Genomic DNA, 22,257 nt, shown 5'->3' with positions numbered 1-22,257 from the left:
ATTGTCCCAGGCCAAAATCCCGCGCCATGTCGACTCCGCCCGTCCCTCCGTCCAACTCCGAACTCGGCGCCCAGCAGCAGGCCGACTGGTCTGCCGAACGCGCCGCCGTCGAGGCCGCCGAGAAGAAGCGCGCCGCCGAGATGGAGGCCGCCGCGCGCGAGGTGCGCGAGAAGCTGGTGGCCGAAGTGAATGCACTGCCGGCCCTGCCTGGTGTCTACCGCTATTTCGACGCCCGCGACGAGGTGCTCTACGTCGGCAAGGCCAAGGACCTGAAGCGGCGCGTCTCCAGCTACTTCCAGAAGAACCATGGCGGCACCCGCATCGGCATGATGGTGGCGCGCATCGCGCGGCTGGAGACGACGGTGGTGCGCACCGAGGCGGAGGCCTTGCTGCTGGAAAACAACCTGATCAAGACGTTGAACCCGCGCTTCAACATCCTGTTCCGGGACGACAAGAGCTACCCCTACCTGAAGATCACCTCGCACGCCTACCCCCGCATGGCGTACTACCGCGGCGCGGTGGACAAGCGGCACCAGTATTTCGGCCCCTTCCCGAGCGCCTGGGCGGTGAAGGAGTCCATCCAGCTGATGCAGAAGGTGTTCAAGCTGCGCACCTGCGAGGACAGCGTCTTCAACAACCGCAGCCGGCCCTGCCTGCTGCACCAGATCAAGCGCTGCTCGGGGCCGTGCGTGCCTGCCGGCCAGACGGGCGACTACGCGCGCAACGTGGCCAGCGCCGAGCGCTTCCTGCGTGGCGAGACCGACGAGGTCATGGCCATGCTGCAGGAGCAGATGATGGCGTATGCCGAGGCGCAGCACTACGAGCAGGCGGCCGAGGTGCGCAACCAGATCCAGGCGCTGTCCAAGGTGCTGCAGCAGCAGGTCATCGAAGAGAGCAGCGCCACGGGGCGGGACCGCGACGTGGACATCCTTGCCGTCAAGGTGCAGGGCGGCCGGGCCTGCGTGAACCTCGCGATGGTGCGGGGCGGCCGCCACCTTGGGGACCGGGCCTTCTTCCCCAGGCATGTCGACGATGCGACGGCCATCCAGCTGGAGGAAGAGGAAGCGCTGTCGCCCGAGCGGCAGGTGCTGGAGGCCTTCATGGCCCAGCACTACCTGGCGTCGCCCGTGCCCGGCCTCATCGTCGTCAGTGAAGCTGTCGACTCCGATCTCGCGCAAGCCCTGGGTGGCCAGGCAGGCAGCCGCGTGACCGTACAGGCGCAGCCGCGCGGCCAGCGGCGCATCTGGCTGGAGATGTGCGTCAAGGGCGCGGAGCTTGCCCTGGCGCGGCTGCTGGCCGAGGAGGGCTCGCAGCAGGCGCGGACGCGGGCGCTGGTCGACGCGCTGGATCTCGCGCCGCCCGAGATCGACAAATTCCGTGTCGAATGTTTCGACATCAGCCATACCGCCGGCGAGGCAACGATGGCAAGCTGCGTCGTGTTCGAGGGACACCAGATGCAGAGCAGCCAGTACCGGCGCTACACGATAGAGGGCATTACCGGCGGAGACGACTACGCGGCCATGCGCCAGGTGCTGACGCGCCGCTACAGCAAGATGGCCGAGGCCGCGCAGCTCGGCACCGGGCGACTGCCCGACCTGGTGCTGGTGGACGGCGGCCGCGGCCAGGTCAGCATGGCACGCGAGGTTTTCGAGGAGCTGGGGCTGGACCTGGGCCTGATCGCCGGCGTCGAGAAGGGGGAGGGCCGCAAGGTCGGCCTGGAGGAGCTGGTGTTCGCCGATGGTCGGGAGAAGGTCTACCTGGGCCGCGATTCCGCGGCGCTGATGCTGATCGCGCAGATCCGCGACGAGGCCCACCGCTTCGCCATCACCGGCATGCGTGCCAAGCGCGCTGCGACGCGCACCGGCGGTTCGCGCCTGGAGGACGTGCCAGGCGTCGGCCCCAAGAAGCGCGCCCAGTTGCTGCAGCGCTTCGGCGGCGTGCGCGGCGTCGCGGGCGCCAGCATCGACGAACTGGCCAGCGTGAAGGGCGTTTCTCGCGAACTGGCCGAAGAAATCTACCGCGCGCTGCACTGAGCGCGAACCCGAGGAGAGCAAGTGCCCGTCATCGACCGTTTCAAGCGTGCCGCCCGCTGGCTGATCGGCCCCGTGCTGGCCGGCTGTGCGGCCGCGCCCCGGGCGCCCGCGCCGGCGCCGCCGTCAGCCCCCGTCGCCGTGCCGGCGCCCCTGCCATCGCCGGCCGTCGTGGCCGCGCCCAAGCCGCCCGGCATGCCGCCACCCAGGGCCGTGCGCACGCAAGAAGAGCTGCGCCGCCAGGCCGCAGAGCGGCTGGTCATGGCCAACCCCGACGGCACCTTCATGACGCCGGCGCCGACCCATCTGCTGACGCTGGTCGTGCTGGAGGTCGAGGTCAAGGCCGACGGCAGCGTGCGTCGCGTGAACGTGCTGCGCAAGCCCAGATTCGCGCCTGAGACGCTGCAGCTGGCCATCGACGCCATTCACCGCGCCGCACCGTTCGGTGACGTGCGGCGCATGCCCGAACCCTGGAAGTTCACGGAGACCTTCCTCTTCGAGGAGGACCGGCGCTTCAAGCCGCTCACGCTCAACTGACACCTTCTCGCCACAGCCCCGCCGGCTCAGCCAGGGGCGGCCTGCGGGCTTGGGCACAATGCTAATCACCGCGCCGCACCGTTCGGTGACGTGCGGCGCATGCCCGAACCCTGGAAGTTCACGGAGACCTTCCTCTTCGAGGAGGGCCGGCGCTTCAAGCCGCTCACGCTCAACTGACACCTTCTCGCCACAGCCCCGCCGGCTCAGTCAGGGGCGGCCTGCGGGCTTGGGCACAATGCTAAGGATGTTCGCCCCAACGTTCTCTTCGATCACTGCCCCCCGCAGGGGCGCCAGTGCCCTCCGGGCGGCCGAGCGGGCACCGATATGTTCCTGACGCTGCCGACCCTGCTGACCTGGGCCCGCATCGTGGCCATTCCGCTGATCGTCGGCGTGTTCCACCTCGGGCTGACGCCGGCTCACCAGAACCTGTTCGCGACGACTCTCTTCATCGTCGTCGCGCTGACCGACTGGCTGGACGGCTGGCTCGCGCGCAAGCTCAACCAGACCTCGTCCTTCGGCGCCTTCCTGGACCCGGTGGCCGACAAGTTCCTGGTCTGCTCGGCCCTGCTGATCCTGCTTGAGCAGCAGCGCGTGGACGCCTTCGTCGCCCTCGTCATCATCGGCCGCGAGATCGCCATCTCGGCGCTGCGCGAGTGGATGGCGCAGATCGGCGCCTCGCGCAGCGTCGCCGTGCACATGGTGGGCAAGCTCAAGACCACCGTGCAGATGGTGGCCATTCCCTTCCTGCTCTACGACGGCCAGCTCTTCGGGCTCATCCCGACGCGGCTCTGGGGCACCTGGCTGATCTACGCGGCCGTCGTGCTGACGATCTGGTCCATGGTCTACTACCTCCAGAAGGCCGTGCCGGAGATCCGCGCCAAGGCGCGCTAGGACGACGTCAGGCAGCAAGCCGGACAGCGAGTTGTATCGGGACTTTTCCCGCCCTGCTCACCACCGGACGCGCGTCTAGAATCCGCTTCCCCGCGCGCGCCCTGGCCGCGTCAACCGGCCTGTCACGGGCAGCGTAGTGCGCGGGATCGACATCCGCATCGCAGTCCTGCTCGCCATCCAAGGCTGCAGGGCTCAACAGTCCGCTGAATCCTCACGAGGGGGCACGAGTGAACAAGTCCGAATTGATCGAGCACATCGCCAAGCAAGCCGACATCTCCAAGGCCGCCGCAGGCCGTGCGCTCGAAGCCGTGATCGGCGGCGTCAAGACGACGCTGAAGAAGAACGGCACCGTTTCGCTGGTAGGCTTCGGCACCTTCAGCATCACCAAGCGTGCGGCGCGTGCCGGCCGCAACCCCCGCACTGGCGATACGATCAAGATCAAATCGGCCAAGGTTCCCAAGTTCAAGCCCGGCAAGGCACTCAAGGACGCGGTGAACTGACCATTCGGCCGGTCCCGGAATTCCCGGGCGCTTAGCTCAGTTGGTAGAGCACCTCCCTTACACGGAGATTGTCGGCGGTTCGAGCCCGTCAGCGCCCACCACCCGCCCCCGGGCGGCGTCTGCTGCATCACACTTAGAATGCAGCTCCCCTCGAAGGCGAACCTTGGTTCGCCTTCGTCGCGTCTGACCTCTCAAGGCTTCCCGAAGATGTTTGAATTCGTCCGCGCCAACACGCGCCTATTTCAGTTCATCCTGCTGATCCTGATCCTGCCGTCCTTCGCCTTCGTCGGCATGCAGGGCTACACCAGCATGATGGATGGCGCCAATGCTGGCGTGGCCACCGTGAACGGCCGCAAGATCACCCAGGCTGAATGGGATGCCGCCCAGCGCGAGCAGGCCGACCGCATCCGCCGCCAGAACCCGACCATCGACGCCAAGCTGCTGGACACGCCCGAGGTCAAGCGGGCAGCCCTGGATCAGCTCGTCAACGAACGCACGCTCAAGGCCGCGGCCGACCAGCAGCACTTCACGCCCAGCGCCGAGGCCGTCAACGCGCGTTTCTGGAACGACCCGCAGTTCGCATTCCTGCGCAACCCTGATGGCACGGTCAACAAGGGGCTGCTGGCCGCCCAGGGCATGACGCCTTCCATCTTCATGGAGCGTCTGCGCCAGGACTACGCACTGCGCCAGGTCACGACCCCCATCGAGAGCTCTGCCGCTGTCGGCACCGCCGCGCCCAAGCTGGCCTTCGATTCGCTGCTGCAGCAGCGCGAGGTGCAGCTGCAGCATTTCGACATCAAGGACTTCGCCGCGAAGATCAATCCGAGCGACGCAGACATTGATGCCTTCTACAAGGAACCAGCCAACGCCGCCAAGTTCCAGCTGCCCGAAACGGCGCAGATCCAGTACGTCGTGCTCGACCTCGAGGCTCTGAAGAAGGACGTCAAGTTCACCGAAGACGACCTGAAGAACTACTACAAGGAAAACGTGTCGCGCTACGGCGTGCCCGAAGAGCGTCGAGCCAGCCACATCCTGATCAAGGTGGAGCGCAGCGCGCCGGCAGAAGAACGTGCCAAGGCCAAGGCCAAGGCCGAGGAAATCCTGGCCCAGGTCCGCAAGAACCCGGCCGAGTTTGCCGCGCTGGCCAAGAAGAATTCGCAGGACGAGGGTTCTGCGGTCAACGGCGGCGACCTCGACTTCTTCAGCCGTGGCGCCATGGTCAAGGAGTTCGATGCGGCCGTCTATGCGATGAAGCCGGGCGAGATCAGCAACCTCGTCGAGACCGATTTCGGCTATCACATCATCCAGCTGACCGGCACGCGTGGCGGTGAGCAAAAGCCTTTCGAGGCCGTCCGGGCCGAGGTCGAGGCCGAGGTGCGCAAGCAGCTTGCCCAGCGACGCTATTCGGAAGCCGCCGAGCAGTTTGGCAACCTCGTCTACGAGCAGTCGGACAGCCTGCAGCCCGCGGCCGACAAGCTCAAGCTTCAGGTCCAGACCGCCACCGTGCAGCGCCAGCCCCTGCCGGGCGCCATCGGCCCGCTTGCTTCGACCAAGCTGCTGGATGCCGTCTTCGGCGTCGAGGCCCTGCGCAACAAGCGCAACACCGAAGCCATCGAGACCGGCCCCAGCCAACTGGTGTCTGCCCACGTCACGCAGCACAACCCGGCCCGCGTGCCGCCGCTGGCCGACGTGAAGGACAAGGTTCGCGATCAGCTCGTCAGGAAGCTCGCCTCCGAGCAGGCCAAGAAGGCCGGCGAAGCGCGCGTTGCGGCGCTCAAGGCCAACCCGGCCGACACTGCAGGACTGGAAGCTGCGGTGACCGTGTCGCGCCCGATGTCGCATAGCCTGACGCGCGCCCAACTCGAGGCCGTGTTGGGTGCCGATGCTGCCAAGCTTCCGGTGGCCCTGGGTGTTGCGGCCGACGATGGCGGCTATCTCGTCGTGCGCATCAATCAACTGCGCCCGCGCGACGCCGCCATCATCGACGACAAGCGGGCTGCCCAGCAGTACGCCAGCGCCTGGGCGCGTGCCGAGGCCCAGGCCTACCTGGCTGCATTGAAGTCGCAGTACAAGGCGAGCATTAAAGTTGCCGCTCCGGCCTCTGGCGCCAGTGCGCCCTGATTTTTAGGTTATACTTTTTGGCTCTGCGGTGGCTGTAGCTCAGTTGGTAGAGTCCAGGATTGTGATTCCTGTCGTCGTGGGTTCGAGTCCCATCAGCCACCCCATAAGAACATCTCATGGCATGCCATGAAGAAGCAGCCTCAAGCGCATCAAGCACTTGGGGCTTTTTTCTTGCCGTGGCATGTCAGGTCGTGTCATTGCAACGCAGGGGAACAGTGAGCGTCCAGCCGCTCCACCTTGACTCAGTCTGGAAGCGGGGCTATCTCGCCGCAGCTGCGGATCCGACGAAGGCGACGCACTCCACGAGGTTGAGAGTGGCCAGTACCAAGTACTTCTCAGCCTCGGTACGCACGGCCCACAGGTCGTGGTCGCCGAGATAGCCGTAGGCGAATGCAAGCAGATTGCGCTCGGGATGCTCGTCACAGAACTTCTGGACGATCTGGGCGACCAACTCAGGCGGCAGCCCCTCGTTGAAGCGCGCACGGGCAGTCAGGCGCTGTAGGCATCCCTCCTGGATGTCCTCGGTGACGACGGGCCACTGGTGACCGCTGAGCTTCATCGCCTGGAACGTGACGAGCAGGACGTGAATCGCCACATCCAACTGCGCCATGGCCACGCCCATGCGCGGCAGCACCAGGATCGACGCGAGCAACGTGGGCTGCTTCACGAAGATCTCATCGGTGAGCGCCACCTTCTGCTCCAGGCTCATCCGCTGGACGGCACGCTGGGCCTGCACGATCACGGGCAAGTTGATCCGTTCCATTGTCAGGTGGGCCGCCAGCGGTGCGGCAGCAGTTCTTCGAGGCGGTGGCTCGGGTGTGAGTGGATGCGCGCCAGCACATCGCGCAGATAGGCCCACGGATCCAGGCCGTTGAGTTTGGCCGACTGCACCAGGCTCATCACCACCGCAGCGCGCTGGCCGGCCAACGCGCTGCCGGCGAACAGCCAGTTCTTCGCTCCAAGCTTCCAGGGCTTGATCTGCCGCTCGATGAGGTTGTTGTCGATGACCACGGCCCCGTCGTCCAGGTGTAGCGTGAGTGCTGGCCAGGCGTTCAGGCTGTAGTCGATCGCCTCGGCGATCTTGCTGCCATCGAGCACCTGCGTGCGCTGCAGCTTCAGCCACACCTGGAGCTCCTCCCACAGCGGCCGACTCACCGCCTGGCGTGCCTGGCGGCGCTCGTCGTGGGACATCTCGCCGAAGGCGCCTTCGGCACGGTAGATCCGTGCCCAGCGCTGCATGGCCTCGGCGGCCACGGCGCTGGCACTGTGCTCACCGCGGCTGAGCTCCTCGAAGCGACGACGGGCATGCGCGGCACATGCCGCCGACTTGCGCTGCGGGTAAAGCTTGCCGTCCAGCACGGCGTTGTAGCCCCCATACTGGTCCGTGATCAGAGTGCCGTTCCAGGCGGGTTCCGGTGCAGGTGGCCCCTTGCCACCGAGGAAGGCGAGCGGGTACTGCGATCCTCGACCCAGGCAGAACTCGTAGATCACGCCCGGGTGCGGGTCGTGATGGCTGCGTGCCCATGCCCAGACATAGGCCTTCTTCGTCTTGCCGGCACCAGGGTCCAGCAGTGGCACCGGCGTCTCGTCGGCATGCAGCACCCGGCAGCTCAGGATGAAGGCTCGGTGCAGCTCGTACAGCGGCTCCAGGCTCGCGCCGCCAGCGCCGCCCCAACTGGCCAGCGTAGAGCGCGGCGTGTGCACGCCGGAGCGCGCGTTGATCGGCTCTTGCCGGTAGTACGGCAGGTGGTCGACGAAGCGGCTGATCAGCGTGTGGGCCACTAGCCCGGCCGCCGGGATGCCGCCGTCGACGACGTCGGGCTCGGCCGGTTCCTGGCGGAGCACCTGGCAGCACCGGCACACCCACTTGCCGTAGATGTGCCGGTGGACGAAGAACTTCGCCGGGACGATGTCCAGCTTCTCGCTGACGTCCTCGCCGATGCGCTGCATGGGCTGGCCGCAGTCGGAGTTCGGGCAGGTGGTGTCCTCGGGCTCGTGGCGGTGCTCCACGCGCTCCAGATGTTCGGGCAGCGCCTGGCGCCGCGGTTTGCGCGGGGGTGCCTTGGGCGTCTTAGGCGCCTCGGGCAGGCCGCGCTGCAGTTCGGCCAACTTCGCCTGCAGGCTGGCTTCGTCCTCGGCAAGGGCTTCAGCGAACAGCAGTCGCTGTGCAGCGGTCATGACCTCGGTCTTGGCGTCGAACTGCCAGCGGCGCAACCGGGCAATCTCGAAGTTGAGCTTGTCGATCTTGGCTTGCGCCAGCGTGAGCTCCCGGCCACGGTGGGCCAGTTCCTGCGCATCGACCCGCGCTTGTTGCTGCAGCCGCTCAATCAGCGCGAGCACCTCGGCGGGCAGGCTCGTCAGATCAGGGGTGGGGGCAACTGCACTGGGCATGCGCAGCATGGTGCCGCATCGAACATCGGCCTGCCATTGGCACTTGCGCTGTCAACCGCCGCAGCGCCTCAGGTGCGGCGGATCGTGGCCAGTTCACCCAGCCGCTGCCAGGGCAGTCCGAGGGTCAGTGCTTCGAATTGCTGTGCGCTCAGCTGCAAGGCCGGTGCCGGCGAGCCCGCCTCGGCGGCGTGCCAAACGAAGCGGCCGGCATGCAGGCGACGCGTGGCGCACCACACGCCGAAGCCGTCATGCACGAGCAGCTTCAGGCGGCTGGCCCGTGCATTGGCAAACAGGTAGCCGTGGTGGGCGCGTGCCTCGCCGAGTGTGTTGACCACCACTGACAGCAACCGATCGGCACCGGCGCGCATGTCCTGCGGCCGACTGCACAGCCAAAGGGCGTCGATCCTGATCATGCGCCAGTCAGTCCTTCAGGGTCACGGCAACCAACTCGCGCAGCCACGCGGCGCACGCTGCGGCCTGTGTCGACGGCCAACGCACGCTCAGCCGCGTCGCGCCGCGGTTGAGCTCGATGTGGATGTCCGGGGAATTGACCGACTCAATCTCGGCGTGCCCAGCGCCGGCCGACACTGCAGGAGCCACTTCGACGGGAATGAACTGCAGCGACGCAGCCGTCGCCACGGCGGCGACCGGCTGCTTGCCGGCTATTGTTCGGGGCGCAGCCATCCCGGTGCGCTTGATGCCGCGCCCCACCAGCCACTTACGCAGAAGGTTGACGTTGAGGCCGTGTGCCAGCGCGATGGCCGCCACCGAGGCGCCAGGCTGCTGGCACTCGGCAAGAACCTGCGCCTTGAACTCGGCGCTGTGCACGCGCCTCTGGGATCTGGGTTGCATAGGTGCCCACCTATTGGAATTGGTGGGCACCATCGTCATGGGCGTATCCCCACAGTTCAAGATGGGGCGGCCAGACGCTCACGGGGAACAAGAGGCGCATTTCGGGAAACAGAGGCCGATTCCGGCCCTGCAACGAGATTTGTTCCCCGATGCCGCTCACCGATCTTGAGTGCAAGCGCGACGAAGCTGGCGACGGCGCAGCCTAAAGGAGGGGCGGCCGGGCTCTCTCAGTGAAGGTCCTGCTCGCGCTGATGACGGATGGCCAGCACGACGACCAGCTCGGGCCCCGCAACCTCGTACTCGATGACGTAGCCGGTCGACCCGAACGGAACGACGAGTTCGCGTCGTAGCGGACCGCCGCCACTGCGCTTGCGAAATAGCATCGGCGATACAGCCAACGCCAGGACCGCCGTCTGGATGGCGTCGATGGCGCGATTGGCGATTTCTAGGTCTTCGACGTACTCGGCACGCTCGAGGAGGTGCTCGTGCAGTCGCAATAGGTCGTCATCCGCTTGGGTCTCGAAGATGACCTGGTAGGTCATGTGTCGGCCGGACGGTGCTTGTTTTGAAGCTCCTTGCGCCTGGCCTCCAGGCGCGTGCGCATGTCGGCGATGACGTCTTCAGCCGGCCGGCCTGCGCCGGTGCGCTGGAAGCGCGCCCAAGCCTCGTCAGCACGCGCGGCGAACGCGCTCTGAACAAGGCGGTGCTCCACCGCGCTACGTACCGTCGACTCGACGAATTCGGACAGGGTCTCGCCGTCGCGCAGGACGGCGTCGAGGTCGGCGCGGAGCTGAGGCTCGATGCGCACCTGCGGGATGATGGCTGTCTTCATGCCTCGATTGTGTTGCAAATGAGTTGCAGCGTCAAAGCCTAGAGTGGTTTGGGACTTTCTGATTTCCCGAACGCCGACAACGAGTTAAGTCCGATTTGGCGTGAAATCACATGAATCCCGGCCGACCCTCTAGAGAGCGTCCCGCGGCACGAAGACGGTGCGGTCGTAGACGGTGGCGGTCACCTGAGGATTTGCGTGCAGATCCGGCAGCTTCTTCCGCAACTTGTTGTGCTGCGTCGTGTAGTGGGCCCTCAGATCGTCGAAGGCGAATCCTGCCTATCAAGAAAGAGTGCAAAGCGCAGAGGTTTCGCTCCGGGGATGAACAGGAAACTGCCCTGAGCCAGACATTCGTCTTGGGCGACCCAGGCCAACGCCAGCGATTCGCTCAGGAGTACCGCAAGACCGCTGAGCTCTACTACCAGGGGCAGCCGGATTTCGAGGCGCTGCCGGCGCGCATTCACCAGCACATCGCCGTGATGTGAACTTTGCGCACCTTAGCCTGAGCTGGCGTCAACTCATGCCGCTGATCATGGCGACCTCGCTCTAGGCGCTTTGTTCTGCGCGCGGCAAGGCCGCCAGCCGACGCGCTGGCGGCGATCAACGGCAAATGGCGCGCAGGACGTTCGCCAGTTTCTTGACGGCGATTTCCAGCTCATGGGGTGCATGGGCAGCGAATCCCATCAGGAATCCTGCTTTGTGCTTGCTCGACGCATGCAGCGCCGTCAGCCCCAGGAGGTCGATGCCGGCACGGCGTGCGGACTCCACGGCATCGCGTTCGTGGATGTCGCGGATGAATACGCACGGCATCTGCATGCCGCCGGCCGGAACCTGTGGTTCCACGAACTCGCTCAGATGCTGGCGTACCAGCCGCTCCAAGGTGTCTCGCCGTTCGGCGTATACGGCGCGCATGGTGCGTACATGGGCGCCGAAATGGCCGCCTTCGATGAAGCGCGCCAGCGTGAGCTGTGGGATCGATGCGCTGTGCCCGTCCAGCAGGGTGCGGGCCACGGTCATGGGCGCGACCAATGATGGTGGCAGCACCATGTAGCCGATGCGCAAGCCGGGAAACAGTGATTTGGTGAAGGTGCCGATGTAGATCGTCCGCTCGTGGGGGTCGAGCCCTTGCACGCAGGCGGTGGGTTTGCCCGCGTAGTGGAACTCGCTGTCGTAGTCGTCCTCGATGATCCAGCCCTGGCGCGTTCTTGCCCACTCGATGACGGCCAGGCGCCGATCCAGCGCCAGCGTCGCTCCGGTGGGGAACTGGTGCGATGGCGTCAGGAACACGGCCCTCGCGGGCTCGCCACCTCCCTTGACCGCTTCAAACAGGTGCTCCACGCACATGCCAGCTGCATCCAAAGGAACGGGAACGCATTCAAGCCCAGCAGCGTCGAAAGCCTTGCGCGCCCCGTGATAGGCGGGGTCTTCGATGAAGATCCGCTCGCCCGCATCGAGCAGTACGGTGGCACACAACGTCAGTGCCTGCTGCGAACTGGTCAGCACCAGCACCCGCTCGGGCGTCGCGCGCGCCCCCCGTTCGAGATTGACGTAGTCAGCGATGGCGCGCCGCAGCGGCTCCACGCCCTGCGGCGGGCTGTTCAGCAGCGCCAGGGTGCCGTGGTCCCTCAACACCTGCCGCTCCAGCCGCTCCCAGGTCTGCAGCGGAAAGCTGCGTGTTTCCGGTACGCCAGGAGCGAACGCACGCGGGGCGATGAAGTCGCGCAGGCCGCCGCCGCGGAACATGGCGCCGCCCCGAAGGCTCAGGCGGGGTGCGGCCTGGCCCTCCCTGCTCGTGCGGCGGGGCTTGCCGCGCCCGGGCAGCTGCTGTGCCCGCTCTGACACGAAGCTGCCGCTGCCCACGCGCCGCTCGATGAAGCCCTCCGCATGCAGCTGGCCGTAGGCCGCCTCGACCGTATCGCGCGAGACCCCCAAAGACTTCGCCAAGGTGCGAGACGCGGGCAAGTGTCTGCCCACGCCGAGCGCGCCGTCGAGGATCAACTGGCGAATGGCCCGCTGCACCCGCGCATGCAGCGGCAGCGCGCCATGCGCTGGGTCGCAGACCCAGGCTTTGACGGATTCAAGTTGGGCATGCTTGAACAATTGGCCGGTATCTCATCAAGAAATTGGTGTGGAACAACAGGCCATTTTGATTCTACAAATGCGCTTCTCGAGCCACTCAACCGACGCCTCAGGAGTCACCGCCCGGCCATGCCATCCGTCCCTCCACCTTCGACCATCCGCTGGCGCGATCTCACCCATCCCGCTGTCGCAGGCCTCGTCTCGGTCATCGTCAACTACGGAGGCACCTTCATCCTGGTGTTCCAGGCCGCCAAGGTCGCAGGCCTGAGCCCTGCATTGACGGCCTCTTGGGTGTGGTCGATCTCCATCGGCGTGGGGGTGACGGGGATCATCTTGAGCTGGATGTCCCGCGAGCCGATCATCACCGCCTGGTCCACGCCAGCGGCGGCGTTCCTGGTCACGACACTGGCGACCACGCCGTATGCCGAGGCGGTGGGGGCCTACCTGATTTCGGCAGCGGCCTTTGTTGCGCTGGGGCTGTCGGGTGGGTTCGAGCGCGTCATCCGCCTGATTCCACCGGGTGTGGCGGCAGGGTCGCTCGCGGGCATCCTGCTGCAATTCGGCATCAAGGCATTTGGTGGCATGGGCGTCGACCCGCTGCTGGCTGGTTTGCTGATCGTGGCCTATGTAGTGCTCAAGCGGTTCAGTGCCCGCTTTGCCATCGTCGGCATCCTGGTGCTGGGACTGGCCTTGCTGCTGATGCAGGATCGCGTCGATCTGTCGGAGCTGCAACTGCAGCCCGTGACGCCTGTCTTCACGATGCCGGCCTTCTCGGTCAATGCGCTGCTGAGCGTCGCCTTGCCCATGTTCCTCATCACGCTGACCGGCCAGTACATGCCAGGCATGCTGGTGCTGCGCAATGACGGCTTCAAAACAAGCGCCGACCCCATCGTGACGGTGACTGGCCTGGGCTCGCTGCTGATGGCGCCGTTCGGCTCGCATGCGTTCAACATTGCGGCCATCACGGCAGCCATCGCGACGGGCAGGGAGGCGCACGAAGACCCGTCCAAGCGCTGGATCGCGGGCGTTGCCGCGGGCCTGTGTTACATCCTCGTGGGTATGTTCGGCATGACGTTGGCCGCCGTCTTCATGGCCTTCCCGACGACCTTCATCGCTACGCTGGCAGGGCTGGCGCTGCTGGGAGCGATCGGCGGCAGCTTGGCTACGGCTCTGGCCGACGCGAGGACGCGGGAAGCGTCGCTGATCACGTTCCTGGCCTCGGCCGCCAACATCACGCTGCTGGGCATCGGAGGCGCGTTCTGGGGCTTGGTGATCGGGCTGATGGCCTATGCGGTGCTCAATGGCCGGCTGCCGGGTAGAACACCCGGTCCCGCCTTGGAGCCCACGCCGCTCAGCAAGAGGGCGAGCTGATGCCAACACCCTTTGAAACACAGACCGGCTACGCGCAGCATGGCCGCTATCCCGAGGCGACCACGGTCGACGACTTCCGGCGCAACCTGGCCGCGGTGCACGCACGCATCGAGGCTGCCTGCCATCGGGTGGGGCGCGATCCGGCAAGTGTGCGGCTGTTGCCGGTGAGCAAGACCAAGCCCGAGGCCAGCCTGCGCCTGGCCCATGCGGCGGGTTGTCGGACGCTGGGCGAGAACAAGGTGCAGGAGGCCTATGGCAAATGGGAGGCGATGCAGGATCTGGGCGATCTGCGCTGGTCCGTCATCGGGCATCTGCAGACCAACAAGGCCAGGCTTGTGGCGCGCTTCGCCGCCGAGTTCCAGGCGCTGGACAGCCTGCGCGTGGCTCAGGCGCTGGATCGTCGACTCCAAGCCGAAGGACGTTCGCTGGACGTGTTCGTGCAGGTCAACACATCGGGGGAGGGCAGCAAGTACGGTCTGATCCCCGAGGACGTGCCGGCCTTCGTCCGGGCATTGCCGGCGTTCTCGGCGCTGCGTGTGCGCGGGCTGATGACCCTGGCGCTGTTCTCAAGCGAGGTGCAACGGGTGCGCCAGTGCTTCGTGCTGCTGCGCGGCCTGCGCGACCGGTTGCGTCAAAGCGCCCCCGCAGGCATCTCGCTGGACGAGCTGTCTATGGGCATGTCCGGTGACTTCGAGATCGCCATCGAGGAAGGCGCCACCGTAGTGCGCGTCGGGCAGGCAATCTTTGGCGCACGCATCACGCCGGACAGCCACTACTGGCCCGGTGAATCCGGCGCCGAGGAGTCGCTGCGTTGAAAACAGCCGCGTCTTGCGGCAGCGGGCGGTGCCTGGGACTTGTGCGGGTTCTCTCGACGTAGTCCACCCACATCTCCTCATCGGACAGGAACGGCAGCAGGGTGAGCCATTCGAGCTCAGGCTTACCTGGTTCAAGCCGCTCGCTCCCGGGCGTCTCTCGGGGAGGGGCGACTTCAATGAGCTTTTGCCATCAGGCGCTGACGACGCCGGCCCGCGGTTCCGGGATCAACCCAGGTGTGAGGGGAGGTGGCCAACAGTGGGGAAACTCGGGCGGCCGCTGGGAGTCGACATGTCGCGAGCGAAGGCTGGCGTCGTGCTCGTCGCGGTTACTGCATCCGGTGCCTTGGGCGTCGTGCATGGCAGCGTGAACATGGTGCTGCAGCGCTATGCGGCCTTCGTGTTGGCTCGTAGCGCCAAGCCGTAGCCCATCGTGACCGCGATGCCCGCCAGCACCGCAGTGGTGCCGCCCCAGACGGCGACCGGCATGGGCGCGAAGGCATACAGAGCGGTATGCACAAGGCCGCTCAACGCCAGGGACCAACCGGCTACTCGCCGTAGCTGGCGCGCACAGGCATTGGGCACGAAGGTCTTCGGCAAGCGGTTCCCGAACCAGGCGATCATGAGGCCGTTGGCACCGATGACCAGCCTCGTGACTGTGTCACCGTCGATGTAGCCAAGCCGACGGGCATAGGTCGAGACGAGGGCCAGGATGAGGATGCCGATGCCCCAGGCGAGGCTGCCCTTCATCTCGTCCTTCTGTTCCTTGTTCATCGCACAGTCTCCTTCTTGAGCTTTGGCGTTTGCGCGCCCACACCGAACGAATGCACGAAGCCCAACAGGGCTTCTTCGAGAACCGAGAGCTTCAGGTGATAGATGACTGACTTGCCAGCCTTCTCCGTGTGCACGAGGTCGGCGTCCTTGAGCACCGCGAAGTGCGCGGACATGGTCGGCTTGGAGACGTTGAACTGCTCGCTCAGTTCGCCGGCGCTGAGGGGCCCCTCGCGCAACAGCTGGAGGACCCGCCTGCGGGTCGGGTCGGAGAGCGCCTTGAACACCTGACTCATGATGTGATGATTAGCTAATCATCGAAATGTGTCAAGAGGCGCTGTCGAGCCTTCGCGGGGATGAAGCGAGCCAAGGCGCGCAACCGTGCACGTGCGCCCGTGCGACCGAGGTCGTGCCAATCAACGGGATCCTGCCCCTTGACGGCGCCAGCGCGTGTCAACGGCAGGCGCCGGTCAACGGGTGCAGGAGGCTGCGACCTACTGCGGCGCGCGGAACTCCAGTTTCGGGCCAGGCGACAGAGTGACCATCTCTGCCGGACTCAGCACGCGGACCTTGTGCCACACGCCGCGCGGCACCACCAGGCCCTGGCCGGGGCCGACCTCAATCGTCTGCGCCTCTTCAAGCTCCAGCGTGACGGCGATGCGGCCGGCAACGACGTAGAGGATCTCATCGCCGTCCGGGTGCATTTCACCGCCGTGCGGGGCGTCGTGCGTCATGGAGACTGGCGTGAAGGTGAAGCCGGCGAACCCGTGAAACGGGTTGGCGCTGCTGCCGCGGCTCACCGACAGATCAGCGCCCAGGTGCAGGCAATCGTTCGTGTCAAAGCGCATGGTCGGTGCCTTCAAAGCGGAAGCGGATGAAGTAGAGCTTATGGCCACTGCCGTGCTTGGCTGTCTGCATGAGGTCGACCAGGTTGCGAAAGCCGGACTCACGCGCGAGCGAGTCCGAGACATCGCGCCAGTCGATCTCGCGGATGGACGTCACGACGACATGGCCACCTTCCACCGGGTAGCGACCGTCGACCTTCACGCGTGGCGACTGCCAGACGCGAAAGGAGGTCGTGATGTCGCCGCGCCTGACGCCCTCGCGAAGCTTCTTGGTGAACTGCATCGCATCAGCCGCCGATGCGCGCAGAGACGTTCCAGACGTGGTGGGCTGGGTCCATGATGCGGCCGACACGATCGCCCCAGAACTGGTCCGCAGCGGGTATCAGCACGCGGGCGCCTGCGGCCACGGCCTTGCTGATGAGTGCATCGACGTCGTCGCAATACAGGTAGTTGACGACCGGTGAACTGCCGTCAGGCTCCGGTGGCCGGCTGCCCAGATGGGGCGAGTCATCGTGCACCATGAAGAGCGCGCCGCCGAAGGACAGCGTGGCGTGGATCACGTGGCCGTCGGCGGCTTCGCGGCGCGACAGCTCGGTCGCGTCGAACGCGGCCTTGCAGAACTCGATCTGCTGCGCGGCGTCCCGGCAGACGAGCATGGGAACGATCATTCGAAGGGCCATGTCCAGGGTTCCTCCCTCAGGGCGACGAGATCCATAACAGCGAGATCCACAGGGTTCTATCTTCGCGCGAGAAGCAGGCTCATGGCCCAGCCTGCGTGGTGCCTGGCAATGTTTCATTGCCGAGCTTCACAGTTTCGCCGGCCGCAAGGGGCGGCTTCCACGATCTGCGAGGAGGTGTTGGCCCTGTCGCCGAAGAGGCCAGCGAATACATGTTGACCGACGCAGGGCGTTCGGTCAGATGGGTGGTGCCCAGCGATGGGGCAGCAACCCACCGATATCGCGCGCCCGCTGTGGCGGCAAGTGTTGCGGTCGCGCTGCAGTCGGCGGCGATGCCATGGTCTTGTGCTCTGCGCCGATGCCGCACTTGCGCGGTAAGCAGGCCTTCAGCCCGCGTGCAAGGGCGGCCGCCGCCATGGAAGCGCCGGGCTTGGGCATCCCTCGACGACCACCACCTTGAACTCCGCCGTATGCCCGTCTATCGGTGGGCCTGGGCTAGGCGTAGCTGACCCATCCTCTGAAGGAAAAGCCGGCGTAGAACAACTGTGTCCCTGAGAACCCTGCTTCCCTGAGCAGAAGCTCATCCTCTGCCGGAGACAGGATGGGCAGGCGGGAGCCGACTGCTTCGGCGCCGGCCTGGGCTTTCTCGGGATCGATCCCAGAAGAAGCGCCAAAGGCGGCATACCTGGCAAGCCAGGTAGCGCGCTCCGAGCTGGCTTGCTCAAAACTGAGGTGTGCGGTGACCAGTGGTGCACGTGGTTTGAGGCGCTGGCGGATTGCCTTGAGCAACCCCCGGCGCTCTTCGCGCGGTACGAAATGCATTGTCAGCAGGCATGTCGCAGCGTCGTACGGGCCTGACGGAGAGGTGTCGACATACCCCTCGAACAGGTTGACTCGGCTTGCCAGCGGCCCGAGCATCGCCTGGGCGAGCCTGAGCATTTCGCTTGCCGGATCGACGCCCACGAAGCGCCAGTTGGCGTGGTTGGTGGCCAAGAGCTTCAGTTCCAGGCCGCCGCCGGCGCCGACGACCAGGACGTTTGCGTCCGATGGCGCGCGCTCACACAAGAGGATGTCGGTCATCCGCATCATGTCCGCCCAACCCGGGACGACGCGCGCGGGCCCAGCCGCGTAGTTCGCTACCGCTGCAGGATCGTTGAAGTGGTGCTGTTGGTCGCTCATGGGTATCGGGGGCTGGTTGCATCTGCGTGGACGGTCGCCGCGGAACTCAAGACCTGGCGGCCAGATGCCCCATCAGCCTCCGAGGAGCCCACATTGTCCCGCTCATTCCCAGAGGTTGAGCTCCGCACGCGCTGCCCCCTGTCTGGGGAAGTTCTTCATCCCGTGCCGCTGCCGCGGCCGTGCCGGCCATCATCGAGCGGGTGCACTTTCCCCGAATGGTTGTCGGAGTGTGATCCCGATGGAAACGAGTGGTACTGGACAAAAGTGTCTTGAGCTCCGCTCATAGGAGAGTCGAACTGCGCGCCCTCGAATCTCGCAATATGTCTTGAGCTCTCCGGGCACGCGTTCCGACTGACTTTCGCAATAGTGTCTTGAGCTTCGCGCGCCAAGCCCGCATGGCTACTAGGCTCATCAGGCGATGCCATAGAGCATCGCGTTGAAGGTATCCCTGGGTTGGCGAACTGCCTGAATTGGGCGCCAAAGTGGCCTCTCCCAAGTGCATCGGCTCCGCCTGGGCGCCCGAAGTTGAAGCATCTGTACGAGAGAAGATTGGAAGCGAGAGGCGATGCTGCCATCTGCTACGGCACCCTGATCCTGCCGCCGAACCGCGAAGACGTCGCGAAGTTCGTCAACGCCTAATGCTCAAGGAAATCACATGACCGCCACGACCTCCAGCTCGGCCGAGTACGCCGCTCAGCCAATCCAGTACCTGAACGAACTGAAGACGAACCAGGTTCTGGACCCCATCACTTACGAAATTACCCAGGACCGCATCGACCGGTACGGCGCGGCCAGCCTGGACCTGAACCCCGTCCACATGAACCCCGAATGGTGTGAGCGCGCGCAAGTGTTCGGCACGCCGAAGACGGTCCAGCACGGGATGATGAGCATGTCGTACATGACCTCCGTCGTGCTTCGCACCTTCGGTCCCTTGGTGGAGATCACCAGCATCGACAGCAAGTTCACCAAGATTGGCCCTGTCGGCCAGACCATCACCTGCAAGGGCAAGGTTCGGGACATCCACGTGCTGGGCAACGGCAAGGACTACGCCACCATCGCCGTCGAGGCCACGGACGCAGATGGCGACGTCGTCGGTGTGAGCGAGATCCAGGTGCGCTTGCCCTGGAAGAGCTGACATCAAGTCCTCTTAAGCGGGCGGCTGCAGCGTGCCGTCCGCCCGAACAGCCAAGCCGCACCGGACCTCCCGCAAAATTGCAACCGTCGCGGAGATGTAGAGACGTGGACCTTCAAGAGTTGCCCAACCCCAGCGATTCAGTTGCGTTTGGGCCTTTCGTGCTGAACAGCGTGCGCCGCTCCTTGACGGAGGATGGCCATCAGGTGCGCCTGGGCGCTCGCGCTATGGACCTGCTCGTTGCGTTGGTTCAAGGCGCTGGGCGCGTCGTGACCCGCGCGGAGCTCTGCGCCTTCGCGTGGCCGACGGGCGAGGTGGCGTCGGCCACGTTGAATGTTCACATCGGCTCGCTGCGTCAGGCTCTTCGAGATGGGCAGGATGGGTTGCGGTACATCGTGAACGTTTCGGGGCGCGGCTATCAGTTCGTCGCGCCGCTGACTGCCATCACCCAGGATGACGGTCGCGCCGATGCGGTGCTGCGGTCGACCGCTGGCACTGGGCTGCAAAGATCTCTGGTTGGTCGTGATGAGGTGCTCAACCAGCTGGTTGAGCGAATCAGAGCGAGGCGCCTGGTCACTTTGACTGGCTTCGCCGGCGTGGGAAAGACATCAGTCGCTCGAGCATTGGCAGAGCGGGCAGAGCAGATGTTCGAACATGGCGTTCGATTCATCGAACTAGCGCCGCTCACGGATCCCGGCTTGGTGCCAAGCGCGCTGGCCCAAGCGCTGGGCCTTCCTGTGCGCCCTGGCAGCGTCATTGCGGACATCTCGAAAGCGCTTGTAGGCCGTGAAGTGTTGCTCGTCATGGACAACTGCGAGCACGTCATCGATGCGGTTGCATCGCTTGTCCAGACCGTGTTGACCAACTCCGACGGGGTGAAGGTGCTGGCGACCAGTCGAGAAGCACTGCGCTTGCCGGGCGAGCAGGTCATCGCGCTTTCCGGCCTCGCTTACCCTGCCGACGATGCCTCTACAACGGCAGCGGAGGCATTGACCTATCCGGCGGTCCAGCTCTTTGAGCGGCGTGTGCGGGCGGCCATCGCTGATTTCAGGCTCGCAGACAGAGATGCCGCAGCCGCTTCAGCCATCTGCCGCCAACTGGATGGCGTCCCACTGGCCATCGAGCTTGCTGCGTCGCACGTGGAAGCCCTGGGCATTCAAGGCTTACCCGAGCTGATGGGCGGCACTGCTTCGGCCGCTAACGCAGGACTTCGTACCGCCCCGGACCGTCATCGGACGATGAAGGCCGCTATCGACTGGAGCTACCGATTGCTGGCACCCGTCGAGCAGGCTGTCCTTCGAAAGGTGAGCGTGTTTGCCGGCGGTTTTTCGCTGGATGCCGCCGTCAGCGTGGGAGGGGAGGGCGCCGCGTCTGACGATACGGTGGCCGAGGCGCTGGCAGTTTTGGCGGCCAAGTCCCTCGTGGCAGTCGAAGCGGACGAACACGTGCGCTACCGGCTTCTTGAGGCGACGCGCAGCTTCGCTGCACAGGCTTTGTCGGAGCGCGGCGAGGCAGGCGATGCCAAGTTGCGGCACGCCAAGCACTTCCTCGCCGCTCTGGCGGGTGTCAGGGGCATGACCAAGGCGGGGGACGTGGCCGTGGCGCTGCGTGCCGATCTGGACAACGTGCGGGCCGCGCTCGCTTGGTCGTTCTCTGTGGAGGGCGACCCCGCCTTCGCGCGGCAGTTGGCTGGAGCGTCCGTGCCCATGTGGTTCGCCTTGAACCTGCTGGCCGAGTGCCATGACTGGATGGATCGGGCTCAAGGGCTTGGCCCTCAGCCAGGTGAGCCTCAAGAGGTCGCACAAAACATTCAGTATGGCGGCCAGAGCAGCACCATCTTCACGAGTGGTGCTACGGACGATGCTTTCGGCGCCTGGATGCAGGCCAGCAGCGGAAGTCCACCGCCAGAAGTGGACTCGAACGGCCTACTGCCGTTGCTAGGCCCCTGGACAGTGCTGCTTAGACGGATGGAGTTGGGGAAGGCCTCGGAACTTGTGGTGCAAGCGGAGCAGCTCGCAAGCGGGTCTAGCGTCCGGGATCTTGTCGCAACGGCTGCTTGGATGCGGTCGCTGACCTCTCACCATCAAGGCCGCTTTGCCGATGCGCTTGCATCGTTTGAGCGATTCCTTCAGGAAGAGACCCCGGCTGGCAGGCAGTTCTTTCTCTCCATCAGTGGCTTCGACCGTCGGTCGGGCGTGCATCTCCTGCGCGGACTGACGAACTGGCTGCTGGGGCGGACAGATGCTGGCCTTGCCGAGTGCCAGGCTGGCTACGCTGCGGCGAGGGCGGTTGGAACGGATCTGCCCATCTGTGAAGCTCTGCAGTGGCGCGGCTTCGCGCTGTTCTTGGCTGGTGCAGACGCGGCAGTGCTGGAGCCGATCGCGGTCGAGCTCGGCGAGCGTGCGAAGGCGAGTGATTTCAGCAGTCATGCTGCGTTGGCAAGTTGCCTCAGTGGCCTCGCAGCAAGTCTCCGCGGTGACCCCGCGAGGGCAGCGGGTCTGCTCGACGCTGGGTACCGGGAGGTGCAGGCGAGCCGCTACGGACCCTTCGATCCGCTGATCGTCGGGGAGCTGGCGGCGGCCATGTGTGCGCTGGGCAAACCAGGCGACGCTCTGGACCTCATCTCTGAGTTCGAATGCTCGCGGCCTGAGCCCAGCAGTTGGTGTGCCGCCGAGCTGCTCAGGCGAAAGGCCGAGGCTCAGCACCTGTCGGGGCTCTACGTCGAGAGCGAGCAGACCTTCTTGGATGCTGTCGAACTTGCCCGTCAGCAGGGGGCGCTCTCGTGGGAGCTCAGAACAGCACGTTCTTTCGCGGAACTCGCCCGTACGCCCGGACCGCGTGCGTCCGCTCGAAATTTGCTGACGGCGGTCAACGGACGGATTGCCGCACTGCAGGTAGAGGCGGCCTGAGCGCTCAAGCCGCGGTCATCGCACCTCGCGATAAAACGTGCCGATGGCCAAAACAGAGAGGCCCGGAGCACTAGGTGTCCGGGCCTCCCATTCAGGTGCGGCACCAGGTGGGTGCCGCGTAGTCATGACGGTCAGGCTCCTTGGGCTGCTTTGTCAGGGTCGACTGGCGGCTCGCCAGAGGCCTTCACAAGCGCCGCAAGGACGACTGCCTGTGAGACCACCTGGAACACACCCGCGAGCGCCAGCCAGACGTTTCCCAGGCAGATCCCCACGAGCAGCCAGCTCATGTTTGCCACCAAGCGAAGCGCGAGGCTGAACGCCTGGTAAGTGT

25 protein-coding genes and 2 tRNA genes are annotated in these 22,257 nt (G+C 65.5%); 13 read left to right on the top strand and 14 right to left on the bottom strand.

Features of this window, described 5'->3' with window-relative positions:
* Positions 1-26 precede the first annotated feature (26 nt).
* The 7 genes from uvrC to QM732_RS10625 all read left to right on the top strand — a co-directional run bounded on the left by uvrC (position 27) and on the right by QM732_RS10625 (position 6,183).
* Positions 27-2,033 (top strand): excinuclease ABC subunit UvrC, encoded by a 2,007-nt coding sequence (uvrC, locus tag QM732_RS10655; protein ID WP_415656127.1) that lies wholly within the window; start codon positions 27-29, stop codon positions 2,031-2,033.
* A gap of 21 nt (positions 2,034-2,054) precedes the next feature.
* Positions 2,055-2,567: a hypothetical protein gene (locus QM732_RS10650; protein WP_415656126.1), complete on the top strand. Its 513-nt coding sequence runs from the start codon at positions 2,055-2,057 to the stop codon at positions 2,565-2,567.
* A 324-nt stretch (positions 2,568-2,891) separates the two neighbouring features.
* A complete protein-coding gene (gene pgsA / locus QM732_RS10645) occupies positions 2,892-3,458 on the top strand; it encodes a CDP-diacylglycerol--glycerol-3-phosphate 3-phosphatidyltransferase (RefSeq protein WP_415656125.1) in 567 nt (188 codons plus the stop codon).
* Between the two features lie 227 nt (positions 3,459-3,685).
* Entirely contained in the window at positions 3,686-3,958 is a 273-nt protein-coding gene (locus QM732_RS10640; RefSeq protein WP_056201680.1) for an HU family DNA-binding protein, read from the top strand.
* A gap of 25 nt (positions 3,959-3,983) precedes the next feature.
* A tRNA-Val gene (locus QM732_RS10635) sits at positions 3,984-4,059 on the top strand.
* A gap of 106 nt (positions 4,060-4,165) precedes the next feature.
* Complete coding sequence (locus tag QM732_RS10630) at positions 4,166-6,079, top strand: SurA N-terminal domain-containing protein (RefSeq protein WP_415656124.1); 1,914 nt, start codon at positions 4,166-4,168, stop codon at positions 6,077-6,079.
* Positions 6,080-6,107: 28 nt separating this feature from the next.
* Positions 6,108-6,183: transfer RNA gene (locus QM732_RS10625), tRNA-His, on the top strand.
* Between the two features lie 155 nt (positions 6,184-6,338).
* On the opposite strand, the gene QM732_RS10620 is transcribed toward QM732_RS10625, so the two are convergent.
* The 6 genes from QM732_RS10620 to QM732_RS10595 form a co-directional block, all read right to left on the bottom strand.
* Positions 6,339-6,842 (bottom strand): hypothetical protein, encoded by a 504-nt coding sequence (locus QM732_RS10620; RefSeq protein WP_415656123.1) that lies wholly within the window; start codon positions 6,840-6,842, stop codon positions 6,339-6,341.
* Positions 6,843-6,844: 2 nt separating this feature from the next.
* Positions 6,845-8,470 (bottom strand): IS66 family transposase, encoded by a 1,626-nt coding sequence (gene tnpC, locus QM732_RS10615; protein WP_415656122.1) that lies wholly within the window; start codon positions 8,468-8,470, stop codon positions 6,845-6,847.
* A gap of 68 nt (positions 8,471-8,538) precedes the next feature.
* Entirely contained in the window at positions 8,539-8,883 is a 345-nt protein-coding gene (tnpB, locus tag QM732_RS10610) for an IS66 family insertion sequence element accessory protein TnpB (protein WP_415656121.1), read from the bottom strand.
* Between the two features lie 7 nt (positions 8,884-8,890).
* A complete protein-coding gene (gene tnpA / locus QM732_RS10605; RefSeq protein WP_415656120.1) occupies positions 8,891-9,322 on the bottom strand; it encodes an IS66-like element accessory protein TnpA in 432 nt (143 codons plus the stop codon).
* A gap of 227 nt (positions 9,323-9,549) precedes the next feature.
* Positions 9,550-9,864, bottom strand: a complete 315-nt coding sequence (locus QM732_RS10600) for a type II toxin-antitoxin system RelE/ParE family toxin (protein WP_415656119.1) — start codon at positions 9,862-9,864, stop codon at positions 9,550-9,552.
* On the bottom strand, positions 9,861-10,154 hold the full coding sequence (locus tag QM732_RS10595) for a YlcI/YnfO family protein (protein WP_415656118.1): 294 nt from the start codon (positions 10,152-10,154) through the stop codon (positions 9,861-9,863). Before QM732_RS10595 ends, QM732_RS10600 begins: the two co-directional genes overlap by 4 nt.
* Positions 10,155-10,507: 353 nt before the next feature.
* On the opposite strand from QM732_RS10595, the gene QM732_RS10590 reads away from it, so the two are divergent.
* On the top strand, positions 10,508-10,636 hold the full coding sequence (locus QM732_RS10590) for a hypothetical protein (RefSeq protein ID WP_415656117.1): 129 nt from the start codon (positions 10,508-10,510) through the stop codon (positions 10,634-10,636).
* Between the two features lie 115 nt (positions 10,637-10,751).
* Here QM732_RS10590 and QM732_RS10585 read toward each other — a convergent pair whose 3' ends face one another.
* Entirely contained in the window at positions 10,752-12,251 is a 1,500-nt protein-coding gene (locus QM732_RS10585; protein WP_415656116.1) for a PLP-dependent aminotransferase family protein, read from the bottom strand.
* A gap of 108 nt (positions 12,252-12,359) precedes the next feature.
* Between QM732_RS10585 and QM732_RS10580 the strand changes: the two genes are divergently transcribed.
* From QM732_RS10580 to QM732_RS10570, 3 genes are all read left to right on the top strand, one after another.
* Positions 12,360-13,601: a benzoate/H(+) symporter BenE family transporter gene (locus QM732_RS10580; RefSeq protein WP_415656115.1), complete on the top strand. Its 1,242-nt coding sequence runs from the start codon at positions 12,360-12,362 to the stop codon at positions 13,599-13,601.
* Entirely contained in the window at positions 13,601-14,416 is an 816-nt protein-coding gene (locus tag QM732_RS10575; RefSeq protein ID WP_415656114.1) for a YggS family pyridoxal phosphate-dependent enzyme, read from the top strand. The genes QM732_RS10580 and QM732_RS10575 overlap by 1 nt, the downstream gene beginning before the upstream one ends.
* 289 nt (positions 14,417-14,705) lie before the next feature.
* The gene (locus QM732_RS10570) at positions 14,706-14,840 is read left to right on the top strand and encodes a hypothetical protein (RefSeq protein WP_415656113.1); all 135 of its coding nucleotides are present in this window, start codon (positions 14,706-14,708) and stop codon (positions 14,838-14,840) included.
* Here QM732_RS10570 and QM732_RS10565 read toward each other — a convergent pair.
* The 6 genes from QM732_RS10565 to QM732_RS10540 all read right to left on the bottom strand — a co-directional run bounded on the left by QM732_RS10565 (position 14,801) and on the right by QM732_RS10540 (position 17,885).
* Positions 14,801-15,187 carry a hypothetical protein gene (locus QM732_RS10565; RefSeq protein ID WP_415656112.1) on the bottom strand — a complete coding sequence of 129 codons (387 nt, stop codon included), beginning with the start codon at positions 15,185-15,187 and terminating at the stop codon, positions 14,801-14,803. The genes QM732_RS10570 and QM732_RS10565 overlap by 40 nt on opposite strands.
* Positions 15,184-15,471 (bottom strand): autorepressor SdpR family transcription factor, encoded by a 288-nt coding sequence (locus tag QM732_RS10560; RefSeq protein ID WP_415656111.1) that lies wholly within the window; start codon positions 15,469-15,471, stop codon positions 15,184-15,186. Before QM732_RS10560 ends, QM732_RS10565 begins: the two co-directional genes overlap by 4 nt.
* 207 nt (positions 15,472-15,678) lie before the next feature.
* Positions 15,679-16,032 carry a cupin domain-containing protein gene (locus QM732_RS10555; protein WP_415656110.1) on the bottom strand — a complete coding sequence of 118 codons (354 nt, stop codon included), beginning with the start codon at positions 16,030-16,032 and terminating at the stop codon, positions 15,679-15,681.
* Positions 16,022-16,312: an ASCH domain-containing protein gene (locus QM732_RS10550; protein WP_415656109.1), complete on the bottom strand. Its 291-nt coding sequence runs from the start codon at positions 16,310-16,312 to the stop codon at positions 16,022-16,024. Before QM732_RS10550 ends, QM732_RS10555 begins: the two co-directional genes overlap by 11 nt.
* Before the next feature lie 4 nt (positions 16,313-16,316).
* Positions 16,317-16,709 (bottom strand): VOC family protein, encoded by a 393-nt coding sequence (locus QM732_RS10545; RefSeq protein ID WP_415656108.1) that lies wholly within the window; start codon positions 16,707-16,709, stop codon positions 16,317-16,319.
* A gap of 492 nt (positions 16,710-17,201) precedes the next feature.
* Entirely contained in the window at positions 17,202-17,885 is a 684-nt protein-coding gene (locus QM732_RS10540) for a class I SAM-dependent methyltransferase (RefSeq protein ID WP_415656107.1), read from the bottom strand.
* 655 nt (positions 17,886-18,540) lie between these two features.
* Between QM732_RS10540 and QM732_RS10535 the strand changes: the two genes are divergently transcribed.
* Together QM732_RS10535 and QM732_RS10530 are read left to right on the top strand one after the other, a co-directional pair.
* Entirely contained in the window at positions 18,541-19,020 is a 480-nt protein-coding gene (locus QM732_RS10535; RefSeq protein WP_415656106.1) for a MaoC family dehydratase, read from the top strand.
* A gap of 104 nt (positions 19,021-19,124) precedes the next feature.
* The gene (locus tag QM732_RS10530) at positions 19,125-21,926 is read left to right on the top strand and encodes an ATP-binding protein (protein WP_415656105.1); all 2,802 of its coding nucleotides are present in this window, start codon (positions 19,125-19,127) and stop codon (positions 21,924-21,926) included.
* 131 nt (positions 21,927-22,057) lie between these two features.
* Here QM732_RS10530 and QM732_RS10525 read toward each other — a convergent pair whose 3' ends face one another.
* Positions 22,058-22,213: a hypothetical protein gene (locus QM732_RS10525; protein WP_415656104.1), complete on the bottom strand. Its 156-nt coding sequence runs from the start codon at positions 22,211-22,213 to the stop codon at positions 22,058-22,060.
* Positions 22,214-22,257 lie beyond the last annotated feature (44 nt).

Origin of the sequence: Roseateles sp., from assembly GCF_047654805.1 — a bacterium.
GTDB lineage: Bacteria > Pseudomonadota > Gammaproteobacteria > Burkholderiales > Burkholderiaceae_C > Pelomonas.
This window is presented reverse-complemented; position numbering and strand designations above follow the sequence as displayed.